At 75.5% G+C, this 20,778-nt stretch carries 17 protein-coding genes and 1 tRNA gene; 9 read left to right on the top strand and 9 right to left on the bottom strand.

From position 1 onward, the window contains the following. The first annotated feature begins 2 nt into the window (after positions 1 to 2). From ACI79B_RS00440 to ACI79B_RS00430, 3 genes are read left to right on the top strand one after another with little or no spacing between them, the layout of a single operon-like run. Positions 3 to 734, top strand: coding sequence for a YcnI family protein (locus ACI79B_RS00440; RefSeq protein WP_456926125.1), 732 nt, complete (start codon positions 3 to 5; stop codon positions 732 to 734). Beyond that, entirely contained in the window at positions 731 to 1,399 is a 669-nt protein-coding gene (locus ACI79B_RS00435) for an SCO family protein (protein WP_456926124.1), read from the top strand. Before ACI79B_RS00440 ends, ACI79B_RS00435 begins: the two co-directional genes overlap by 4 nt. After that, on the top strand, positions 1,396 to 2,493 hold the full coding sequence (locus ACI79B_RS00430; RefSeq protein ID WP_456926122.1) for a hypothetical protein: 1,098 nt from the start codon (positions 1,396 to 1,398) through the stop codon (positions 2,491 to 2,493). The genes ACI79B_RS00435 and ACI79B_RS00430 overlap by 4 nt, the downstream gene beginning before the upstream one ends. Positions 2,494 to 2,520: 27 nt before the next feature. On the opposite strand, the gene ACI79B_RS00425 is transcribed toward ACI79B_RS00430, so the two are convergent. Genes ACI79B_RS00425 through ACI79B_RS00410 form a run of 4 tightly spaced genes read right to left on the bottom strand, consistent with a single transcriptional unit; the run spans position 2,521 to position 6,779 of the window. Beyond that, positions 2,521 to 3,339, bottom strand: coding sequence for a phosphocholine cytidylyltransferase family protein (locus ACI79B_RS00425; RefSeq protein ID WP_456926120.1), 819 nt, complete (start codon positions 3,337 to 3,339; stop codon positions 2,521 to 2,523). Continuing rightward, positions 3,326 to 4,453: a CDP-glycerol glycerophosphotransferase family protein gene (locus ACI79B_RS00420; RefSeq protein WP_456926119.1), complete on the bottom strand. Its 1,128-nt coding sequence runs from the start codon at positions 4,451 to 4,453 to the stop codon at positions 3,326 to 3,328. The genes ACI79B_RS00425 and ACI79B_RS00420 overlap by 14 nt, the downstream gene beginning before the upstream one ends. Continuing rightward, a complete protein-coding gene (locus ACI79B_RS00415) occupies positions 4,450 to 5,229 on the bottom strand; it encodes an HAD family hydrolase (protein WP_456926118.1) in 780 nt (259 codons plus the stop codon). The genes ACI79B_RS00420 and ACI79B_RS00415 overlap by 4 nt, the downstream gene beginning before the upstream one ends. After that, complete coding sequence (locus ACI79B_RS00410) at positions 5,226 to 6,779, bottom strand: mannitol dehydrogenase family protein (protein WP_456926117.1); 1,554 nt, start codon at positions 6,777 to 6,779, stop codon at positions 5,226 to 5,228. Before ACI79B_RS00410 ends, ACI79B_RS00415 begins: the two co-directional genes overlap by 4 nt. A 504-nt stretch (positions 6,780 to 7,283) precedes the next feature. Between ACI79B_RS00410 and ACI79B_RS00405 the strand changes: the two genes are divergently transcribed. From ACI79B_RS00405 to ACI79B_RS00395, 3 genes are all read left to right on the top strand, one after another. Then, the gene (locus tag ACI79B_RS00405) at positions 7,284 to 8,201 is read left to right on the top strand and encodes a M23 family metallopeptidase (RefSeq protein ID WP_456926115.1); all 918 of its coding nucleotides are present in this window, start codon (positions 7,284 to 7,286) and stop codon (positions 8,199 to 8,201) included. A gap of 95 nt (positions 8,202 to 8,296) precedes the next feature. Further along, positions 8,297 to 8,369 (top strand) — tRNA-Ala (locus tag ACI79B_RS00400). A 269-nt stretch (positions 8,370 to 8,638) separates the two neighbouring features. Continuing rightward, positions 8,639 to 11,215 carry a SpoIIE family protein phosphatase gene (locus tag ACI79B_RS00395; protein ID WP_456926114.1) on the top strand — a complete coding sequence of 859 codons (2,577 nt, stop codon included), beginning with the start codon at positions 8,639 to 8,641 and terminating at the stop codon, positions 11,213 to 11,215. A gap of 69 nt (positions 11,216 to 11,284) precedes the next feature. Here the strand turns inward: ACI79B_RS00395 and ACI79B_RS00390 are convergent, their stop codons facing one another. From ACI79B_RS00390 to ACI79B_RS00370, 5 genes are all read right to left on the bottom strand, one after another. Next, complete coding sequence (locus tag ACI79B_RS00390) at positions 11,285 to 12,607, bottom strand: DUF2254 domain-containing protein (RefSeq protein WP_456926113.1); 1,323 nt, start codon at positions 12,605 to 12,607, stop codon at positions 11,285 to 11,287. 162 nt (positions 12,608 to 12,769) lie between these two features. Next, positions 12,770 to 13,783 (bottom strand): response regulator transcription factor, encoded by a 1,014-nt coding sequence (locus tag ACI79B_RS00385; RefSeq protein WP_456926112.1) that lies wholly within the window; start codon positions 13,781 to 13,783, stop codon positions 12,770 to 12,772. A gap of 220 nt (positions 13,784 to 14,003) precedes the next feature. After that, on the bottom strand, positions 14,004 to 14,759 hold the full coding sequence (locus ACI79B_RS00380) for a type 1 glutamine amidotransferase domain-containing protein (RefSeq protein WP_456926111.1): 756 nt from the start codon (positions 14,757 to 14,759) through the stop codon (positions 14,004 to 14,006). A 347-nt stretch (positions 14,760 to 15,106) separates the two neighbouring features. Further along, entirely contained in the window at positions 15,107 to 16,285 is a 1,179-nt protein-coding gene (locus ACI79B_RS00375; RefSeq protein ID WP_456926110.1) for a glycosyltransferase, read from the bottom strand. Continuing rightward, a complete protein-coding gene (locus tag ACI79B_RS00370) occupies positions 16,282 to 17,259 on the bottom strand; it encodes a glucosyl-3-phosphoglycerate synthase (protein WP_456926109.1) in 978 nt (325 codons plus the stop codon). The genes ACI79B_RS00375 and ACI79B_RS00370 overlap by 4 nt, the downstream gene beginning before the upstream one ends. A 162-nt stretch (positions 17,260 to 17,421) precedes the next feature. On the opposite strand from ACI79B_RS00370, the gene ACI79B_RS00365 reads away from it, so the two are divergent. The 3 genes from ACI79B_RS00365 (at position 17,422) to ACI79B_RS00355 (ending at position 20,729) form a co-directional block, all read left to right on the top strand. Further along, positions 17,422 to 18,381, top strand: coding sequence for a Gfo/Idh/MocA family protein (locus tag ACI79B_RS00365; RefSeq protein WP_456926108.1), 960 nt, complete (start codon positions 17,422 to 17,424; stop codon positions 18,379 to 18,381). Beyond that, positions 18,378 to 19,475, top strand: coding sequence for a zinc-dependent alcohol dehydrogenase (locus ACI79B_RS00360; protein WP_456926107.1), 1,098 nt, complete (start codon positions 18,378 to 18,380; stop codon positions 19,473 to 19,475). The genes ACI79B_RS00365 and ACI79B_RS00360 overlap by 4 nt, the downstream gene beginning before the upstream one ends. 486 nt (positions 19,476 to 19,961) lie before the next feature. Continuing rightward, positions 19,962 to 20,729 carry a glycerophosphodiester phosphodiesterase gene (locus ACI79B_RS00355; RefSeq protein WP_456926106.1) on the top strand — a complete coding sequence of 256 codons (768 nt, stop codon included), beginning with the start codon at positions 19,962 to 19,964 and terminating at the stop codon, positions 20,727 to 20,729. The last annotated feature ends 49 nt before the right edge of the window (positions 20,730 to 20,778 follow it).

The following is a 20,778-nucleotide window of genomic DNA, read 5'->3' as shown; positions in this document are numbered from 1 at the left end:
CCGTGTCCCTCATCCTGCGACCGCTGGCCCGTGCCGGCGTCGTCCTCGCCGCCGTGCTGACCGCCCTGGTCGCGTCCGTCGTGGTCGCGGCCGGCGCGTCGGCGCACGTGTCGGTCTCGTCGGCCGACGCCGCCGCCGGCGGCTACGGGAAGCTGACCTTCCGGGTGCCCAACGAGAGCGACACCGCGAGCACGGTCTCGGTGCGCATCTCGATCCCGGAGGACCAGGCGCTGGCCTCGCTGCGGACCCTGCCGGTGCCGGGGTGGACGGTCGTCACGACCGCCGCCGAGCTCTCCTCGCCGGCGGACGACCACGGGACGGAGATCACCAGCTACGTCTCGGTGGTCGAGTTCCGCGCCGACGCCGGCGGCGGGATCGCGCCCGGCCAGTTCCAGGAGTTCTCGCTGTCCGGCGGCCCGTTCCCGGACGCCGACACGCTGTCGTTCCCCACGGTGCAGACCTACAGCGACGGCACCGAGTCGGCGTGGATCGAGCCCACCGTCGAGGGCCAGGAGGAGCCGGAGAACCCGGCGCCGACCCTGACGCTGGCCGCCGCCTCCGGGGACGCTCCCGCCACCGACACCGCGGCCGCCGCCGACGGGCACGCCCACGACGGCGAGGTGAGCAACCAGCCGGCCGGGCTGGCGCTGTTCGTCGCCATCCTGGCGCTGGCCGTCGGCGTCGCGGGCGTCGTCCTCGGGTACCGCGCGGGCCGACGTACCGTGTCCTCGTGACCGCTCCCGGACGCGGCCGGAGCGCCGCGCTGCTCCTCGCCGCCGGCCTGGCGCTGTCCGCCTGCGGCTCCGACGACGGGGACGAGGCGGCGGCCGCCGAGGGCCACGACCACGCGGGCGGCCCGGTCGCCACGGTGGAGGGGCCCGACGACACCTACGCCGGGCTCGACCTGCCCGACCCCTACCAGCGGCCCTCGTTCACCCTGACCGACCAGACCGGCGCGTCCTACGACTTCGCGTCCGTCACGGCGGGGCGCCCGACGCTGCTGTTCTTCGGCTACACGGACTGCCCGGACATCTGCCCGACGACGATGGCCGACGTCGCCCTCGCGCTGCGCGACACCGACCCGGCGCTGGCCGAGCAGGTGCAGGTGGTGTTCGTGACCACCGACCCGGCCACCGACACCCCGCCGGTGCTCGGGGAGTACCTGGACCGGTTCGACGCCGACCTGCCCACGCAGTTCGTCGGGCTGACCGGCGACCAGGACGCGATCGACCAGGCCCAGCTGTCGGCCGGCGTGCCGCTGGCCGAGGAGGACGGCCGGCTGCACAGCTCGCTGCTGCTGCTCTACGGCGCCGACGACCAGGCGCACGTCGCCTTCGACGCCGGCAACACCGCGCGGGACATCGCCGGCGACCTGGCCGCGGTCGCCGACGCCGCGTGAGCGGCGCCGTGCAGCGGGCCCGGGCCGCCGGCGCACGGCTCCTGGTCGTCCTGCTCGGCGTGCTGGCGACCCTCGCCCTGGCCGGGCCGGCGCAGGCCCACGTCGGCGGCGAGGCCGCCGGCAGCGACTTCGCCGGCCGGGTCACCTCGGTGCAGCCGGCAGTGCCCGGGGTGAGCGTGCGCGTGCTGGACTTCGGGGACTCCCTGGAGCTGGTGAACTCCACCGGCACCGAGGTGACCGTGCCGGGCTACTCCGACGAGCCCTACCTGCGGATCGGCCCGGACGGCGTCTGGCGCAACGCGCACAGCCCGGCCACCTACATCAACCTCGACCGCTTCGGCCGGGTCACCCTGCCCGCGGACGCCGACCCGCGGGCCGAGCCGGAGTGGGTGCGCGTCTCCACCGAGCCGCAGTACACCTGGCACGACCACCGCACGCACTGGATGACCGAGGGGCAGCTGCCGCCGGCGGTCGCGGCCGACCCCGACCGCGCCCAGACGGTGTTCGCCTGGACCGTCCCCGTGCGGCACGGCGACACCGCGGTGACCGTGCGCGGCGTCCTCACCTGGAGCCCGCCGCCGTCGACGGCGCTCACCTGGGGGCTGCACCTCGCGCTGGCCGCCGCCGTCGCGGCCGCCGGCCTGCTGGCCCGGTCGCCGCGGCCGCTGGGCTGGGCGCTGGCCGCGGGCGGCGCCGCCGCGCTGTGGCACGCGGCGAGCACGCCCGAGCCGCCGGTCACGGTGTCCTCGCACGCGGCGGCGGTGGTGTCCGCGCTGCTGCCCGCGGTCACCGCGGCGCTGGTGGCGGTGCTCGGCTGGGTCGCCGCCCGCCGCGGGCGGGGCGTCATGGCCGGGTTGTTCGCGGTCGTGCTCGGCTGGCTGCTGCTGGTGCAGGGCCTGCCCGACGTCGACGTGCTGTGGAGCGCGCACGTGGCCAGCGGCGGCCCGGAGCCGCTCGCCCGGGTGGCGGTCGCCGTCCTCGTCGCGGGCGGGACGGGGCTCGTCGTCGGCGGGCTGGCCGCCGCCCGGCGCTTCCGCGACCCGGAGCGGTCCCGCCCGCAGGACCCCGCCCCGGAGCCCCAGCCGGTCGCCTGACCGGCCGGGGCCGCGGGGCCGTTCCGGCTAGGCGGTGCCGTCCGGGACCGGGTGCAGGTGCGGGCGGGCGCCGGAGAGCATCTCGTTGGCCCGGTCCAGGTCGGCCTCGAAGTCGACCTCGACGGCGGCCCACCGCGAGATGTCCACCGGACGGAAGCGCACGCCGGCCTCGACGATCGCCGTCTCCATGCCGCGCTCGAAGTAGTCCTGGTCACCGCACGCGTCGAGGTGCTCGACCAGCACGGCCTTGTCGGCGGAGGAGACGTAGTTGATGCCCACGGCCTCGCCCAGGCCGCCCGTGACCGTCTTGGACAGCTCGGCGATGTAGCCGTCGCCGTCGAGGGTGTACTTGACCTCCTCGTCGGCGACGGTGGAGGTGTCGACGCACACGAAGCTCTCGTCGGCCTCCAGCGCGGGCACCACGGCCTCCAGCACGGCGGCGTCGAAGACGACGTCGCCGTTGAGCCACAGCACGCCGCCCTCGCGGGTGGTCCGCAGGCCGCGCAGCAGGCTCTTGGAGGTGTTGGTCCGCGCGAAGTGCGGGTTGTAGGCGAAGCGGAGGTCGGGCGCGGCCTGCATGAGCAGCTCGCACTGGAACCCGACGACGGCGGTGACGTCGACGGCGGGGCCGAAGACCTGCGCGAGCGTGTCCAGCTGGCGGTGCAGGATGCTGCGGCCGTCCACCAGCGGCGTCAGCGGCTTGGGCAGCGGGCGCCCCAGCCGGGTGCCCATCCCGGCGGCCAGGATGACCACCTGTGGCGGGACGGGCTGCGTGCGGGCGGCCGGCCGGGCTGCTCCGGTCCTGCGGCCGGGTACCCGGGTCTGCACGAGGTCAGCGATGCGCACTGTCGTCCCCTCCTCGGGTCGGGTCAGCCGCGCCGGCGGGGCCGCCGGGCGGGAAGAACAGGTCGAGGACGCGCCCGGTGGCGTTGCCGTCCTCCAGGGCGGTGTAGGTCTCGCGGAAGGACCGGTAGCGGTCGGCGTGCTCCGCGGTGACGGCGTCCAGGTCGGCCAGCGCGTCGACCAGCTCCCCGCTGGTCGTCACGATCGGCCCGGGCGCGACCTCCTCGAGGTCCACGTAGAACCCGCGCAGGCGGTCGCGGTACTCGTCGAGGTCGTAGGGGAACAGCAGGATCGGCTTCCCGGTGACCGCGAAGTCGAACATCGTCGACGAGTAGTCGGTGACCAGCACGTCGGCGGCCAGGTACAGGTCGCGGATGTCCGGGTACGACGAGACGTCCTGCACCGGCATCCCGTCGATCGACTCGAGCCGGTCGGAGACCATGTTGTGCAGCCGCAGCAGCAGCACGTGGTCCTTGCCGAGCCGGTCGGTGAAGTCGGCGAGGTCGACCGGGAAGTGGAAGTCGCGCTCCCCGGTGCCCTCGAAGACCAGGTCGTCGCGCCAGGTGGGGGTGTAGAGGACGACCCGGGCGTCGTCGTCGATGCCGAGCCCGGCCCGCACCCGCGCGCGCACCGCGTCCCGCTCGGGGCTGGAGAGCAGGTCGTTGCGGGGGTAGCCGGTCTCGTGCACCGGCCCGCGGAAGCCGAAGGCCTGGCGGAACCGGCCGGTGCTGTAGGGGTTGGGGGAGAGCATCGCGTCCCAGCGGGCGATGTCGTGCTCCAGGTAGGCCAGCCGGCCCTCCGGCGCCCAGAGGACGTCGTTGTGGATCCGCTTGAGCGGGGTGCCGTGCCAGGTCTGCAGGTAGAAGGCGCCCGGGCGCTTCTCCCAGTCCAACGGCACGTGGTCGTTGGACACGACGACGTCGGCGGCCTCGAGCGCGGCGACGCTCTCGGGGCTGCCGAACGGGACGGTCTCGACGTCGGCCGGGAAGGCGGACTCGGCGACCGGCGCGGTCAGCCACGTGTGCGTGACGTCGTCGCCGCGGGCCACCAGCGCCTCGTAGACGGCGCGCGGGCTGTCGGAGAACAGGCCGCGGAAGCTGGTGTAGACGATCCTCATCGACCACCTCCGGTCAGGACGGGCAGCAGCAGGTCGGCGAGCTCCTGCCAGGACGAGACGACGGCGAGCACGCCGGCCTCCCACAGCGCGGCCTCGCGCTCGGCGCGCTCGGCGGGCTGGACGAACAGCAGGTTGCCCACCGTGGGACAACCCGCGCGGACCGCGGAGAGTGCCCCGGGGACGGAGTCCTCCACGGCGAGGCCCTGCTCCGGGGCGATCCCCAGGTGCTCGCAGGCGTACAGGTAGACCGCCGGGTCGGGCTTGCTCGTGGGCACCGGCAGCGAGTCCTCGGCGCTGAACCGGGCCGCCGGCGGGATGAGCCCGTCCAGGTCGGTGGCGGTGAAGCAGGCGGCCAGCCGGGCCAGCGCGCTGGAGCTGACCGCGGCCAGCCGCAGGTGCGGGGCGAGCGCGGTGAGGGCGGCGCTGGTCGGCGCGTGCGGGCGCAGGTGCTCGCCGAGGTGGGCGGTGACCGCGCGCTTCTCCTCGGCGACCCACGGCTCGACGTCGACCTCGGGGCGGCCGGCCTCGGCGGCCAGCCGGCGCGACGTCGTCCGGAAGTTCATCCCGGTGGTGGCCAGGCGCAGCTCCTCCGGGGTGAACCGGCGTGCGTCGCCGAGCTCGGCGAGGAAGCGGTTGGTGACCTCGGCGGAGGCGACGAAGGCCGGCTCCTCGGAGGGGAACAGGTTGCCGTCGGCGTCGCACAGCAGCGCGGTCAGGCCCGCGACGACGTCGCGGGGGAGGACCGCGGCCGCCCCGCCGGTGCGGGGCGCGCTCACCGGGCGCTCGCGGCGGTGGCGGCGGCGACGGTCTCGCGGACGCCGTCGCACCGGAGCCGGCGCACGGCGCCGGCCAGCTCGTCGGCGAACCCGGGGACCGAGCCGAGGTCGCCGAAGACCGGCTCGTCGGCCAGCAGGAGGCGCGGGTCGTCGCCGCCGGCGCGGGCCAGGGCCTGCAGGTGCGGCCCGCGGTCGTCCTCGATCGGCAGCGAGCGGCCGTGCTCGTCGACCCGCTGCAGGTACCGGATCCAGCCGGCCAGGGCGAGGGTGAGCAGCGCGTGCGGGCGGTCCTCGGCGAGGGCCTGGCGCAGCGAGGGCAGCAGGTGGTGCGGCAGCTTGGTCGACCCGCGGCGGCACAGCCGGGACAGCCGGTCGGCGATCGCCGGGTTGGCGAAGCGCTGCAGCAGCGTGGCCTTGTACTCGAACAGGTCGATGCCCTCCGGCACGGGGATCAGCGGGGTGACCTCGTCGTCCATGAGCCGGGCGGCGTAGGCGGCGAACACCGGGTCGCCCATGAGCACGTCGATCCGCTCGTGCCCGGCCAGCGTGCCGAGGTAGCCGAGCGCGGAGTGGCTGGCGTTGAGCAGCCGGGTCTTCATCAGCTCGTGGTCGGTGACGTCGTGGACGAACCGGACCCCGACGGCGTCCAGCGGCGGGCGGCCGTTGCAGAAGGAGTCCTCGATCACCCACTGGGAGAACGGCTCGGTGACGACCGGCCAGCGGTCGTCGACCCCGTACCGGCGGGCGAGCGCCTCGCGCTCGTCGGGCGTCGTCTGCGGGGTGATCCGGTCGACCATGCTGCTGGGGAAGGCGACGCGGTCGGTGATCCACCGGGCGAGGACCTCGTCGCGCAGCGCGGCGAACCCGGAGACGGCGGCCCGGGTGGCGTCGCCGTTGCGGTGCAGGTTGTCGCAGGAGACGACGGTGAACGGCGCCGCGCCGGCCCGGCGGCGGCGGTCGAGCGCCTCGACGAGGAACCCGAAGACGGTGCGCGGGGCGCCGGGGTGCGCGAGGTCGTGCCGGACGTCGTCGTCGGGGGTGAAGACGCCGGTCGTGGGGTCGAGCAGGTAGCCGGCGTCGGTGATGGTCATCGTGACCACGCGGGTGCGCGGGTCGCTGAGCCGGTCGAGGACCGCGGCCGGGGCGTCGGGGGCGAACAGGTAGTCGGTGAGGACGCCGACCACCCGGGCGCGCTCGCCGTCGGGGCTGCGCTCGACGACGGTGTAGAGGTTGTCCTGCGGCGCGAGGGCCTCCCGCAGCCGCCGGGCGCGCAGGCCGACGCCCACGACGCCCCACTCCGTGGAGATCCGCTGCTGGGCGACCTCGTCGAAGTAGATGAGCTGGTGGGCGCGGGAGAACCCGCCCACGCTCAGGTGCACGACCGACGGCGTCAGCGACGCCCGGTCGTAGGTGGGGACGGTGAGCCGGGCCCCGTGCTGCTCGAGCGTCGCCGCGGTCAGCGGCCGGACGCGGCCGACGGGCAGTGCCGTCGGCTGCGCGACCGTGCCGGCCCGCGGGAGGTGCCGCGGGGAGCGCTCGGGCTGTGCCATCGAGGCATCGGTCCTTCCTGTCCGTGCTCGGCCGGCGCACGGTCGGCCGCCCGCGCACGGCGGGGAACGATCATGGGACCACGCCGGGGTTCCCGGACGCACATCGAGGGGCGGACGGGCGTCGGCGGGGCGGTGCTGCGGTGGGTCGCGCCGGTGGGTCGCGACGTCGCCCGCGAAGCGTGGGCACGCGGGCGTCGGTCGGGGCCGGCGTCGGCCCGGCGGTTCCGTCGGACCGGCGCGGGCTGCTGCACACCGGAAGACCGGACATCCCCACGCGGGGGCCGCCCCAAACCCACGCGCCACACGTGATACAGCGCACACGGCGTGTCACCGACGGACACGCCGCACTCCGAGTCACGGTGAGGTCACGGTGTGTTTGGATCGATACCACTCGATCGGGCCCGGACGGGCCGCTTTCCACGAGCGAGCGGGGTACGCGCCTTGGCCAGTCACCGGAGTGATGCGGGTCTGCTGACCCGTCCCGTCAGCGGCTCTCCCGCGGCGGTGCCCGGTCCCCGGACCGGCGACCCCCGGGGTGCGGCGGACCACCCGGCGTCCCCGCTGCGCGGCTTTCCGCCGGTCCGCCCCGCGGTCGTCCCGGTCCCGCGGTCCGCCGCCGAGGTCACCACCGAGGCCGCCGACGACGTCCCCGCGACGGCCACCACCGCCCTGCCCGTCCTCGCCGCGGCCGCCGAGCCCGCCACCGCCGCGCTCGCCGTGCCGCGCGCCCGCCGTCGCGGCCTGCGCGACCGCCGCCCGCAGCTGCTGCTCGCCGCGCTCGTGGCCGGCGCGGTCGGCGCCGGCGTCCTCGGGGTGCCCGGCGGGTCCGGGGCGGAGGCCGGGTCCACGCCGGTGCTCGGCGCGCAGATGGAGCTGGCCACCGGCGAGGAGTCCCTCGAGGTCCTGCCGATGGCCTCGATCACCGAGGCGGAGGCGCAGGCGCGCCTGCAGGAGGTCGCGGCCAGCCGCGCCGAGCGGGCCGCGGCCGAGGCCGCCGCCGCGGAGGCCGCCCGGGAGGCGGCGAGGCCCAAGGCCGTGCTGCCGGTCGACGGCGCGCGCTTCACCAGCGGCTACGGCTCGCGGTGGGGCACCTTCCACTACGGCATCGACCTGGCTGCCCCCATCGGGACGCCGGAGTACGCGGCCATGGACGGCGTCGTCGTCCGGGCCGGTGCGGCCAGCGGCTTCGGCCTGGCCGTCTACGTGCTGCACGAGAACGGCGACGTCACCGTCTACGGCCACATGGAGGAGATCCTCGTCGAGCCCGGCCAGTACGTGGAGGCCGGCGAGACGATCGCGCTGCTGGGCAACCGCGGCCAGTCGACCGGGCCGCACCTGCACTTCGAGGTGCACCAGGGCGGGATGAACGGCCGCAGGATCGACCCGGTGCCGTGGCTGGCCGAGCGCGGGGTCGAGGTCTGACGCGCGACGCGCGGGACGACCCCCCGTCGCAGGGAGAGGTTCCTGGGGTCGTATAGTTCTCCGTGGCCCGAGCGAGACCGGGCGGGCCGAGGAACGGGGCTGTGGCGCAGCTGGTAGCGCACCACACTGGCAGTGTGGGGGTCAGGGGTTCGAGTCCCCTCAGCTCCACCCCGATGACCAGGCCGTTCTCCTCCGGGAGGACGGCCTGAGTCGTCTCTGGTCGCAGTTCTGGTCGCCGTTGACGCGGGCGTCAGGAGCGACACGGCACCGCAGGCGAACGACCGTGCCCGCGGCTCGCCCGCCGTCGAAGCAGCGCCCGGCGCACCTCCCGCCGAGACGATCTTCGCGCGATACTGGTCCCGCCCTCGAACCCGCGGGGCTCCGGTGGGTCCTCCGGAGGTGCGCAGGTGAGCCTCCCCAGGCGTTCGTTGCGTCAGGTGAGCACGGACCTGACCGCCGCAGCCGGTGAGGGGGCCGAGGAGCTGGCCCAGGCCCGGGCGCTGATCGAGCACGCACCCGACGCCGTCGTGGTCCTCGACTGCGACGCCGGCCGCTTCACGTCGGTGAACGCCGCCGCCGAGCATCTGTTCGGCATGGACCGGGCGCGACTGCTGCGCGTCGGACCGATCGACGTCAGCCCGCCGCGGCAGCCGGACGGCCGCGACTCGGCCGAGGCAGCGCATGCCTGGATCGAGCTGGCACTGGCCGGCGGTCGGCCGCGGTTCGAGTGGATCCACCAGCGCGCCGACGGTACCGGCGTGCCGTGCGAGATCACCCTGCTGCGGCTGCCGTCGACCGACCGGCGGCTGGTGCGCGGCAGCATCGTGGACGTCACCGAGCGGCGGGCCACAGAGGCAGCGCGCGCCACGGCGGTCGCCGAGCAGGCGGCGCGGCGGGCCGCCGAGACCGGCCGTGCGCGGCTGGAGGCGCTGGTCGCCGGGCTGAACGCGGTGGTGTGGGAGCGCGATCCGCACACGCTGCGGTTCTCCTACCTCAACGACCGGGTGGAGGAGCTGCTCGGCTACCCGGTCGCCCAGTGGCTGGCCGATCCGGGACTGTGGGAGCGCATCCTGCACCCTCACGACCGCGCCGAGGTGGTGCGGCGGGTGCGGCAGGCGGTCGCCGGCGACGAGACGGACTTCGCCCTGACCTACCGGGCCCGGACCCGCGGCGGGCGCTGGCTGTGGCTGCAGCACCTCGGGCACGTGGCCCGCGACGAGGACGGCCGGGCCCGCAGCCTGCACGTCGTGCTCGTCGACGTCACCGCCGCCCGGCGGCGGGAGCAGGCGGCGGCGCTGCTGGCCGCCGCCGGGCGAGCGCTGGCCGCCGACGGACCGGTCGAGCAACGGCTGGGCGCCGTCGCCGAGCTGGCGCTGGGAGTACTCGGCGAGACGGCGGTGGTGTGGCTGGCCGGCGACGACGACACCTACCGGATGGTGGCCGCCGCCCCGCCGGAGGTGGCCGTCCAGGTTCGCGGCATGCCTCCGGTACTGGCGCCGAGGCAGCTGCGGCCGCTGATCGCCGCCGGCCGGCCGTTCGCCGTCGATCCGTTGTCCGAGCCGATGCGCCGGGAAGCGCTGCACGGTGACCCCGCCCTCGAGCGGCTGGCCGCCGCCGATCCGACCCCGCGTCGGCAGCTGGTGGTGCCGCTGCTCGACGGCGACCAGCCGATCGGCCTGCTGAGCGTCTACACCACCGACCTGTCCCGTCGCTTCGACGACGACGACCTGGCCCTCGCCGAGGACCTCGGCCAGCGGATCGCGACGATGGTCGCCACCGAACGCGTCACCGCCCGCCAGCGGCAGCTGCACGAGCTCACCGCCGCGCTGTCGGCGGCCGGCACCGTGGCCGAGGCCGCCGCCGCGCTGGCCGACGGACTGCACCGGGCACTGGCCGCCTCGGTGGTCGCGGTGTGCACCCTGGCACCGGACGGGCTGCTGCACACCCTCCAGGCCCACGGCTATCCGACCGAGCGGCTGGCGCGGTTCGCCACGATGCGGCTGGCGGCTCCGTTCCCGCTCGCGACGGCGGCCCGCACCGGCCGGGCGGTGTGGCTGGCCGACCGCTCGGCAGTCGTCCGGCGCTTTCCGGGGGTCGCACCGCACCTGCAGGCCACCACCCAGGCCACCGCCGCCCTGCCGCTGCTGGCCGCCGACCGGGTGCTCGGGGCACTCGGCGTCACCTTCACCACACCCCGCCGTTTCGACGACGGCGAGCGCACCTTCCTGCGCACCGTCGCCGACCAGCTCGCCGTCGCCCTGGAGCGGGCCACGCTGGCCGACGTCCGCCGCGAGATGGCCGAGGTGCTGCAGCGCAGCCTGTTGCCGGCCCGCGTGCCCGACGTCGACGGGCTGGAGGTCGTGACCCGCTATCTACCGGCCGTGCGCGGCACCGCCGCCGGCGGCGACTGGTACGACCTGCACCACCTGCCCGACGGCCGGGTCGCGGTCGCCGTCGGCGACACCGTCGGCCACGGCAGCGCGGCGGCGGCGGTCATGGGGGTGCTGCGCAGCTCGCTGGCCGCGCTGCTGGTCGCCGGTCATCCGCCGGCCGAGGCGCTGACCCTGCTGGACCGCATCGCCGACGACGTCCCCGGCGCCGCGGTCAGCACCGTCGCCTGCCTCCGGCTGCACCCGGCCACCGGCGAGCTGTCCTACAGCCGCGCCGGGCACCCGCCGCCGCTGCTCACCGACGCCGACGGCGGCATCACCTGGCTCGACGGGGCGCCCGGCCGGGCGCTCGGCCTGCCCGACCACAGCGCACGCCCCGAGGCCCGCACCGTCCTGCCGGCCGGCGCCACGCTGCTGTCCTTCACCGACGGGCTGATCGAACGCCACGATGACGACCTCGACGCCGGCCTGGCCCGGCTGGCCGGCGCCGCCACCGCCCGCCGGGCCGCGCCGCTGGCCGCACTCGTCGACGGCGTGCTCGCCGACCTGGTCGACGTCGGAGGCGCCGGCGACGACATCGCCATCGTCGCCGTCCGACGAGCTGACGCCGCATCCGACGCGTGACCGCCGCCCGGGTCGGGCATCGCTCCTGCCCCCCCCCCCCGACGACGGGTGGGCCGGCACCTGGCCGGCTCAGTGCGGTGCGGGAGCCGACCGAGGTGGTGGCGCGACGGTGACGTCGGCCCCTGACCCGATGCCCTCGGTGTCCGGGGTGAGCGCTGCGAGGACGTCCTCCTCGTCGTCGTGGGCGCGCCGGACGGCGGCGGTCAGCAGCCGGAGCTGGCGGTCCAGCGGCTCCCGCCGGTCCGGCGGTGCCACGCTCGTGAGGTCGGCCAGCGCCGCGCACATCTTCCGGGTCACCTGCGGCTCCGACGCCCCGGCCAGGCGGATCTCGTCGAAGGCCAGCCGGACGTAGCCGTCCCAGCTGACGGTCCGCTCGAGCAGGCGCACCACGCCGTCCTCGTCGCGGTGTTCACCGCAGGGCAGGGGGCGGGCGGCGATCTGGCGCAGCAGGTCGTGCAGCCGGTGCAGCGCCTGGACCGTCGTCGTGGGGTCGTTGAACGGCTGTGCGATCGAGCGCACGGCGATGTCGACGAGCTTGCGGAAGCCGTAGGCGAGGTCCTCCGTGTGCACGCGCTCCGGGCCGAGCAGGACGTGGCGGGTGACGTCGGTGGCCCGGAGCCGGCCGGCCGGGGGGCCGTCGGCGCTCACCGGCGACCGGGTGCCCCGGTGCACCCGGACCAGGGGCGCGCCGCCGACGACGAAGTCCCCGACGACGGGGACCAGCTCCAGCACGCAGTCCGCCCGCCGGGCCGCGGCGACCAGCGCCGGGCGGTCGACGCGGATCACGTTGCCGGGCTGCGCGGCGACCATCTCGTCCGGGCCGCCGGTGACGACGGGCCGCTCCCCGTGCTCGCGGACGATGAACGCGCGGCTCCGGTCGCCGACGAGGTCGATCAGCCCGGCGACCCGCAGGCCCTGGCCGATGTGGTGCACGAACAGGACGAGCACGACGATGCTGGCGAGCATCAGGAGGTAGCACAGCAGCATCGACAGCCCGGGCACGGTGCCGGTGTCGGAGCCGCGGATCTCGCGGAGGGTGAGCACCGCGACGAGGAAGCTCGCGCCGAACAACCCGATCGCCAGCTGGCTCCACCGGTCGGTGAGCAGCGCCCCCACGATGCGGGGCGAGAACTGCCCCATCGCCAGCTGGACCGCGACCAGGGTGACCGTCAGGACGAGGCTGGTCAGCGACACCATGGCGGTGGCGAAGGAGGACAGGATCGTCTGGGCGTCGGACGGCGTCCCGGTCAGGCTCTGCGGGACGAGCCGGTAGCCCGTCGCCCGGTCCACGGCGAGCGTTCCGACGACGAGGAGGGCGCCCGCGGCCAGGCAGCCGATCGGCAGCAGCCACAGGCTGGTGCGGACGAAGCGCTGGAGCCGCAGCCGGCTCATGCGCTGGAGGCCTGCGGGCCCGCCGCCTGGGTGGACGACTCGTACGCGGTCATGGTCTCCCTCCGGGTGGACGGACGCGCTCGACCCGGCGACCTCGTGGACCGCCCGGTCCTCCCATGGAACCGAGGCAGACGGGGGAGCGCCATCGGCAGAACGCCCGATTCAGGCACGGCAGGGCGACGGGATCAGGGGCACGTAGAGGCCCTCGCGCTCGGCCCGCACCGCGGCGAGCGTCCTCGTGGGCGCATCGAGCTTGACGAGGACGTGCTCCAGGTGGGCAGCGACGGTGCGCGGGGCCACGACCAGCGCGCGGGCGATCTGCTGGTTGGAACACCCGTCGACCAGCAACCCGAGCACCTCCAGCTCGCGCGGCGTCAGCCCCCGCAGGTCGGTCACGGGGGAGAGGACGACCGTTCCGAGCAGGCGTGCCGATGCCTCCCCGGGAGCGGAGAGGACGGTCACGCGGACGTGCCCGTCCGGGGCGTGGCGTCCTCCGCGGGGCCACAGGAAGGACGCGAGCACCCGGCCGTCGTCGATGCACGAGCGCGCGATGCTGACCACGGGCGATCCCTCGGCGAGCAGTGCGTCGCCGTCGAGGCCGGGCAGTGGCCGGGTGGCGCTGCCGCGGCACAGCACCGCGCCGGCGGTCGCCCCCCGCACCACCCGCGCTGCCGCGGCCAGCGAGCGCAACGGGTCCGACCCGCGCGCCAGGACGGGCGTCAGTTGGTGCAGCCGGCGCCGCAGGGCCAGGGGCGGCGGCTGCGTGCTGCGGAAGAGCAGCGCCAGGTGCCCGACGTGGCGCCGGTCTCCGTCGAACAGGGCGACGCCCAGGGACTCGTGGAAGCCCGCGGGGAGGAGGCACTCGGCCCAGGTCGGCAGGTCGGCGACCGGGTAGGGCAGGTCGGACGAGCTCAGCGGCAGGTGCGCAGGGTCGGTGTGGGTCACCTCGATGTCGTGCGCCGCGGTGGGACCGCTCAGGTACTGCACGGTGACCTCGTCGAGGCCGGTACTGGCCACGCACGTGTAGCTGCTGCTCATCGGATCGGCAGTGGCCAGCCACGCGGCGTCGAACGGCACGAGGCGGTGGAGCAGCTCCAGCATCTGCTGCGAGCGTTCGCGGAAGGGACTGGCCGAGTCGGCGATCTCGGCCAGTTCGAGGCTCGCGGTCTCCTGCATCGATGCTCCCGGGACCGCGGCCGCGGCAGACACGCTGGCTGTTCAACGTTGCCGACGCCTGACCCCCGTGCGCGCCATTACCGCGAACAGGGACGGAGTAGTCCCGTTCCGGATGAGGAAAGGGCCGCAGTGGTCTGAGGTACCGGCTAAGGGCCCACCGCCGCGGGTGCACCCGGAGCGCCGGCGTGGGCCGTGGAGCGGCGCCGCGCAGGCGCCGACGTCACCCGGCACGACCTGCCGCCCGGGCCCTCCAGCTCTGCGCGGCCGGGCCGTGCAGGGCGCGCTGGGCGGCGGCGGCCAGGCCGATGCCCATCACGGCGGCGGCCGACGGTTTCGGCGACCACCGCAGCGCGGCGATGGCCCAGCCGACGGGCGCCTCGCGCTGCCGATCGGACTCACGACGTGGTGCGGTCGTCGTCGGCTCCGGTGACGTCGTCGCGAAGGCATCCAGCATCCCGGGGATGAAGGCGGCCATGTCCTGGGGCCCTCTGCTGGTGGTGAGGTTCCCGTCCCGGACGAGCTCCTGGTCGAGCCAGGTGGCACCCGCGTTCACCAGGTCGTCGCGGACCCCGGGCCAGGAGGTGAGGGTCCGTCCGTCCACCAGTCCCGCCGAGGCGAGCACCCAGGGTCCGTGACAGAGGGTGGCGATGGGCTTGTCGCTCGCGGCGAACGCGCGGACGAAGTCCCGTGCCGGGGCGGACTGCCGGAGGAGGTCGGGATTGATGAACCCACCCGGCACCAGCAGGCCGTCGTAGCCGCCGGGATCGGCTTCGCCGATCGTCTTGTCCACGCGGACCCGGCTGGCCGGCATGTGCAGGTTCACCCCGCGGATCCGTCCGCGCCGCAGGGACACGACGTCCACCTCGGCGCCGGCCGCCTTCAGGGCCCGCAGCGGCACGATCAGCTCGACCTTCTCGAAGCCGTCGGCCACCAGGGCAGCGATCGTGCGGCCCTCGAGCCTGCGTCTGGTGGGCATGTCGTCCCCTGTCTCCCGATGGCGCAGGGACGACGGACCTCCCCTGGCGGCGGGGGGCTCGATCGGGGCGCCACGGCGGTGTTCCTCACCTGGCCGGCTGCTCGGCGGTGAGCGGGTACCCGCACCTGACAGCCGGACACGTTCCCGGGCGAACCGACGCGTGACCGGCCCGTCGTCCTGTTCCTCCCGGCCGGAGCGCGCGGGCGACCGTGGTGGACGGCGTGTGGGCCTCACGGCGGGTCCGCCGCGGCCGGTGCGGCCCTCGGGGCGGGCTCGGGAAGCGCGTTCGGGACGACGTCCGGCTCGGGGTCGGCCTGCGCCGCGGGTACTGCGCAGGCTGCCGGTGCTCATCCGGTCGTGCCGCAGGGCGCCGCCGGGGTGGTCCGGGCGAGGAGTTCGGCGTAGAGCCGTTCATAGCCCCGGGCCATGACCCCGGGGCTGAAGCGGCTCAGCGCGGTCTCCCGGCAGGCCTCGGGGTCCAGCTCGGCCAGCCGGCCCAGCGCCGCGGTGAAGTCCGCCTCGTCCTCGGCCAGGTAGCCGGTGACCTTGGGCTCGACGAGCGAGGGGAGGCACCCGCGGGCCATGGCCACGACCGGTGTGCCGGCGGCCAGCGCCTCGCAGACCGCGGTGCCGCCGGGCTCCTCCCAGCGGATGGGGAAGAGGACCGCCCGGGACCGCCTGAGCAGGTCGGCCTTCTCGTTCCCGGCCACGCTGCCGATCCAGCGGACCCGGTCCCCGTCGAGATGGGGCGCGATCCGGTCGAGGAACCAGCGGACGTCGGGGTAGCCGCGGACCGGGCTCGTGGGGTCGGCGAGCGCGGTCTCCAGGGCGGTCCGGTCGGGCTGACCACCGACCGGTCCGGCCAGCACCAGCGGCACCCCGGCCGCCCGGCAGGCCCGCAGCGCGATGTCGATGCCCTTGGCCTCGCACAGCCGGGACAACACCAGCACCGAGTCGGTCCGCTCCTCCGGCGCCGCCGGCGTGGTGTCGGGGATGGGGACGGAGAGCGGCACGGAGCCGAGGGTCTGCCGGCGCAGCGTGGCCGGGCCCCGCTCGACCTGGGAGTCCGAGACACCGGCGAAGAGGACCCGCCCCCGTCCGTCGAAGGCCTCGTAGAAGTCGGCATTGCGTCGCAGGTCCCAGTGCAGCGTGTGCAGCACGGGCGGGACCGCATCGCCGAGGGCTCCCAGCACCGCGGGGCCGACCACCTCCAGGTGCGTGTGCACCAGGTCGAACGGCTCTCCCGCGGCGGCGTGCCGGCCGATCTCCTCCACCACGACCCGCGCGTGCGCGTGCGCGGCCCCGACCACCTCCGGGTACGGCGCCGCGAGACGGGCGAACTGCCCGCGGGGGAAGGCCCACACCCGGCCGTCGGCGTCCTGCTCGCTGTCACCCACGGTCGCCAGGACGACGCGGTGGCCGCGACGGCGGAGCTCCGTGGTCAACGTGGCGACGACGGTCTCGAGGCCGCCGTAGCCCCGGGGTGGCACCGCCAGCCACGGGCCGGCGTCCATGAGGATCTTCACGCCGACCGGCCCGGCACACCGGCTGCGCGGCGGGCGGCGTAGGCCGGCACCGTCCGCATCGGTGGCCGCTCGACCACGCCGACGTCCCAGGTCACCGCCTCGATGCCCCCACCGGTCCGGATGTACTGGACCAGCTGGTCGCTCGGCACCGCGATGCCGGGGCAGCGGGCCAGCGCGGTCTGGACGATCTGGCCGGCCATGCGTCCCAGCGCGGCGTCGGGCTGGTGCGAGTGCCGCCGCGTGCCGAGGTCGACCTGCGCGAGGGCGTCCACCCCGGCCAGCTCCGCGAGGTCGATGAGCAGACCGAACTCCACGCCGTAGTGCGAGACGAAGGGGACCTGCTCCAACAGGTCGCGCCGGCCCGCGTACTCACCCGACAGCGGCTGGACGAACCCGGACAGCTGCGGCCACAGCGCGCTCAGCAGGGGCCGGGCGGTCAGCTCGGTCACCCGTCCGCCGCCGCTCGGCACCAGTCCCTCGGTGGTGGACAGCGGCCGGTCGTAGAGCCCCTTGACGTAGCCGACGGTGGGATCGGTGAGGAGGGGGCCCAGCAACCCCACCACGAACTGCGGATCGAAGCAGATCAGGTCCGAGTCGATGAAGACCACCAGGTCGCCGTCGGTGACGTGCAGCGACTTCCACAGCGCCTCGCCCTTGCCGGCGACGCGGCCGCGCTCGGGCAGCACGTCGTCGACCCGCACCACCCGGGCGCCCGCACTCGCCGCAGTGGCCGCCGTCCGGTCCGTCGAGCCGCTGTCGGCCACGACCAGCTCGTCCACCAGTGCGTGCCGCTCCACGAGCTCGCGGCGGATCCCGGCGACGATCGCGCCGACCGTGCGTTCCTCGTTCAGCGCGGGGAGCACGACACTGACCGTTCGGCCCTGGGCCCGCTTGGCGGCCGTCAGCGCGGCCGCGTGGTAGTCCGTGGCGGTGTAGGTCCGGCGGCTGAGCCACCGGGAGACGTCCACGCGCATGCGGTGTCCTTCCCGTCCAGCGACGACCAGCACGCCACCGCGTCTCGGCGGCGGGGGGGGCATGGCGGTTCCCGACCGTCCGGGCGGGACGGCGTTCCCCCGCGGGGGCGGTCCGAGGGGCAGGATCGGCGCGGTGACCCTCGACGACGGCACCGCACCGACGTGACCGTCCGGGTGGGGCTCGTGGGAGCGGGCGCCGTCGGTGCCCGGCACGCGCGCACACTGGCCGGTTTCGACGACGTCGACCTCGTCGCCGTCTGCGACCCCGTGGCGGCCTCCGCCGAGGTGCTGGCCGAGGAGGTGGACGCCCGGCACGTCCCCGACCTCACCGGCCTGCTCGCCCTCGGGCTGGACGCCGTCTGGTTGTGCGTGCCGCCGTTCGCGCACGGGGACCTGGAACTGTCCGTCGTGCGCGCCGGGTTGCCGCTCTTCGTCGAGAAGCCCCTGGCGGCCGACCTCCGCGTGGCCGAGCACGTGGCCGCCGCGGTCTCTGCCGCCGCGCTGCCGACGGCGACGGGATACCACTGGCGGCACCTGGACACCGTCGAGCGGGCTCGCTCGGCGCTCGCCGGTACCACCGTCCGCCTCGTCGACGCGCGCTGGTGGAGCACCACGCCCCCGCCCGCCTGGTGGAGCCGGCGGGACCGGTCCGGCGGCCAGGTGGTCGAGCAGGCGACCCACCTGCTCGACCTCGTCCGGCTGCTGGCGGGGGAGGTCGTCGAGGTGGCCGGCGCGTCCGCGCCGTCCTCGGCCGGTGGACGGGACGTCCCCGACGCCGGAGCGGCCGTGCTGCGCCTGGAGTCCGGCGCCGTCGGGACGGTCAGCGTCTCCTGTGTCCTGCCGGCGCTGACGGCCGCGGGCCTGGAGGTGATCGGCGACGGCGTCGCACTGGAGCTGACCGAGACCGCACTGCACGTGCGCACCCGGGACGCCGAGGTGCGCGCCGAGCCGGAGGTCGACGCCAGGAGGGCCGTGGACCGGGCCTTCGTGGACCTGCTCTCCGGCGGGAGCGCGTCACCGGCGATCGTCGACGTGGCCGAGGCGCTGCGGACCCACCGGCTGGCCTGGGCGGTCTCCGAGGCCGCCCGCACCGGGGGCACCGTCCGCGTCGGCGACCGGTGAGGACCCCCGTCCCCGTCCGCGCCCTCGTGGTGCCACGGGCGGGAGAGCTGGAGATCGTCGAGACCGTCCTGCCACCGCTCCCGGACGGCCGGTTCCTGGGACGGACGCTGTTCACCGGCCTGTCGGCCGGCACCGAGCTCACCTGGTACCGCGGGACCAGCCCGTACTTCCGCGCCGGCTGGGACGCCGAGCTGGGCGTGTTCGACCGCGACCGGCCCACGACGCGCTTCCCGGTGCAGCGGCTGGGCTACATGGAGGTCGCCCGGGTGACCGACAGCCGGACCACCGCGGTGGCCGAGGGCGCCCTGGTCGCCATGGCCTACGGGCACGCGACGGCCGTGCACGGCGATCCGCTGACCCACCACGTCGTGCCGCTGCCGCCGGGACTCGACCCGCTGCTGGGCGTGTACGCGGCCCACCTCGGGCCCATCTGCGTCAACGGTCTGCTGCACGCGGCCGCGGACGTCGGTGGCAGCGAGCTCCGGGACGGGGTGGACGGCCGGCTCGTCCTGGTGACGGGCGGCGGGCCGATCGGCCTGCTGGTCGGGTTGCTGGCACAGGTGCACGGGGCCGCGGAGGTCGTCGTCGCGGATCCGACCCCGGAGCGTCGCGCGGCCGCGCGCGCGCTCGGCCTCGACGCCGCCGACGACACGCCGGACCTGGCGCGCGAACTCAAGGTCCGGTGGCGGCACGGACCGGCCGACCACGGAGCCGACGTGGCGTTCCAGTGCCGTGGTACGAGCGCGACGCTGGCCACCGCGCTGCGCTGTCTCCGGCCCCAGGGCACGGTGATCGACCTGGCCTTCTACACCGGGGGCGCCGAGCACGTCGCACTCGGCGACGAGTTCCACCACAACGGACTGTCGCTCCGCTGCGCCCAGATCGGCCGTGTCCCGCGCGGGCTGGCGCACCGCTGGGACCGCCGGCGCCTCTCGGCGGAGACGCTCGCGCTGCTCGACGTCCACGGCGCGAGGATCGGGAAGGAACTGGTGACCGACGTCGTCCCCTTCGACGAGGCACCCCGGCTGTTCGCCGACATCAGCGCGCGGCGTCGGCACGTGATCACGGCAGTACTGCGCGTGCCGGAACCGTGAGGGAGTCATCGAGGCCGGCCCTCCCGTCCACCGCACCGCGCACCGTCCCTGCAGCGCCGGCGCGCCCAGGCGTCCATGACAGCCGGGCCGGGGCCGCCGCGTCGATCGGCAGGAATACGGATGTGTCCACGAGCGGGCGCTGCGCAGCTGCCTCCGGGCACGGGGGAGTGTCGGCCGCCCAGGGCCGAAGATGGGCAGTTGTGCCGACGGCGCCCGGGCACCGGCCCGACCATCCTGGGGGGAGCGGCTGCCCGACGGGAACGGGCGTTCTCGTAGCACATCCGCGCCTGCACGCCGTGCCAGGTACGCCGGCGGTCGCGTCCACGCCACGGGGGGAGATGACCGCGTGCCCCATCTCGCGTCACGGGGCGGCCGCGCCCGCCGTCGGAGCCTCGCGGGCTGCGGCCGGTGACTCCTCCGGACGAGACGGTGCACCTGCGTCCACCTCGCAGTGGACCCGTGACCACGGCCGGCCGGGCACGACCCGTGCCCCCGGACGTGTTCGGGGAGGGGCCTGCCGTCATCGGGCACCGCGGGCTCGGCTGCGGCGTCGTCGACGGGCATCAGCAGAACACCCTCGGCTCCTTCGCCGCCGCCGTGCGCAGCGGGGCGAGATGGGTGGAGGCCGACGTCCGGCGTCTGGGCGACGACGTCCTGGTGGTGGCGCACGACGCCGAGTACCCGGACGGCACCCGGCTCGACGACGTCACGGGGGCGGAGGCCGACCGTCGCGGCACGCTGCGTCTCAGCACCCTGCTGGACGAGCTCCCCCGCCAGGTGGGGCTCAACCTGGACCTCAAGTCCTCGATGGACGACTGTCTGCGGTCACCCGGGCGCACCACCGCGGGCATCCTCGCGCCGGTCGTGGCGGCGGAGGCGACGCGGCGGCCGCTGATGGTCTCCTCGTTCGACCCGGCAGCCCTGGGGCTCCTGCGTGCGACGGCGCCGCGGGTGCCCCTCGGACTGCTGACCTGGCACGGCTTCCCCGTGGAGATGGCCGTGGCGGCCTGCGTCCACATGGACGTCGAGGTGCTCGCGCTCCACGTCGGCTCGCTCGGGGAGGGGACGGCCGCCGAACAGGTCGACCCGGGCGTCCTGACGAGGCTGCTGTCCCTGCTCCACCGCTGCGGCCGGCAACTGCTGGTCTGGTGCCCGCAGATCGCGCTGGCCCGGTTGCTGGTCTCCGCGGGTACCGACGCGGTGGTCGTGGACGACCTGCCGGAGGCGCTGGTCGCACTGAGCCCTTCCCCCTGACCGAGGGACCGCTGATGGTCGGGAACGCAGGTACCAGGGAGTGCCGACC

The sequence above is a fragment of the Geodermatophilus sp. SYSU D00879 genome (genome assembly GCF_054050375.1).
This window is presented reverse-complemented; position numbering and strand designations above follow the sequence as displayed.

Excerpts from the sequence above, each read along its gene's own strand:
- ACI79B_RS00420 (WP_456926119.1), bottom strand. The coding sequence starts at position 4,453 with ATGAGGATCGTCTACACCAGCTTCCGCGGCCTGTTCTCCGACAGCCCG.
- ACI79B_RS00410 (WP_456926117.1), bottom strand. The coding sequence starts at position 6,779 with ATGGCACAGCCCGAGCGCTCCCCGCGGCACCTCCCGCGGGCCGGCACG.
- ACI79B_RS00390 (WP_456926113.1), bottom strand. The coding sequence starts at position 12,607 with ATGAGCCGGCTGCGGCTCCAGCGCTTCGTCCGCACCAGCCTGTGGCTG.
- ACI79B_RS00385 (WP_456926112.1), bottom strand. The coding sequence starts at position 13,783 with ATGCAGGAGACCGCGAGCCTCGAACTGGCCGAGATCGCCGACTCGGCC.
- ACI79B_RS00380 (WP_456926111.1), bottom strand. The coding sequence starts at position 14,759 with ATGCCCACCAGACGCAGGCTCGAGGGCCGCACGATCGCTGCCCTGGTG.
- ACI79B_RS00370 (WP_456926109.1), bottom strand. The coding sequence starts at position 17,259 with ATGCGCGTGGACGTCTCCCGGTGGCTCAGCCGCCGGACCTACACCGCC.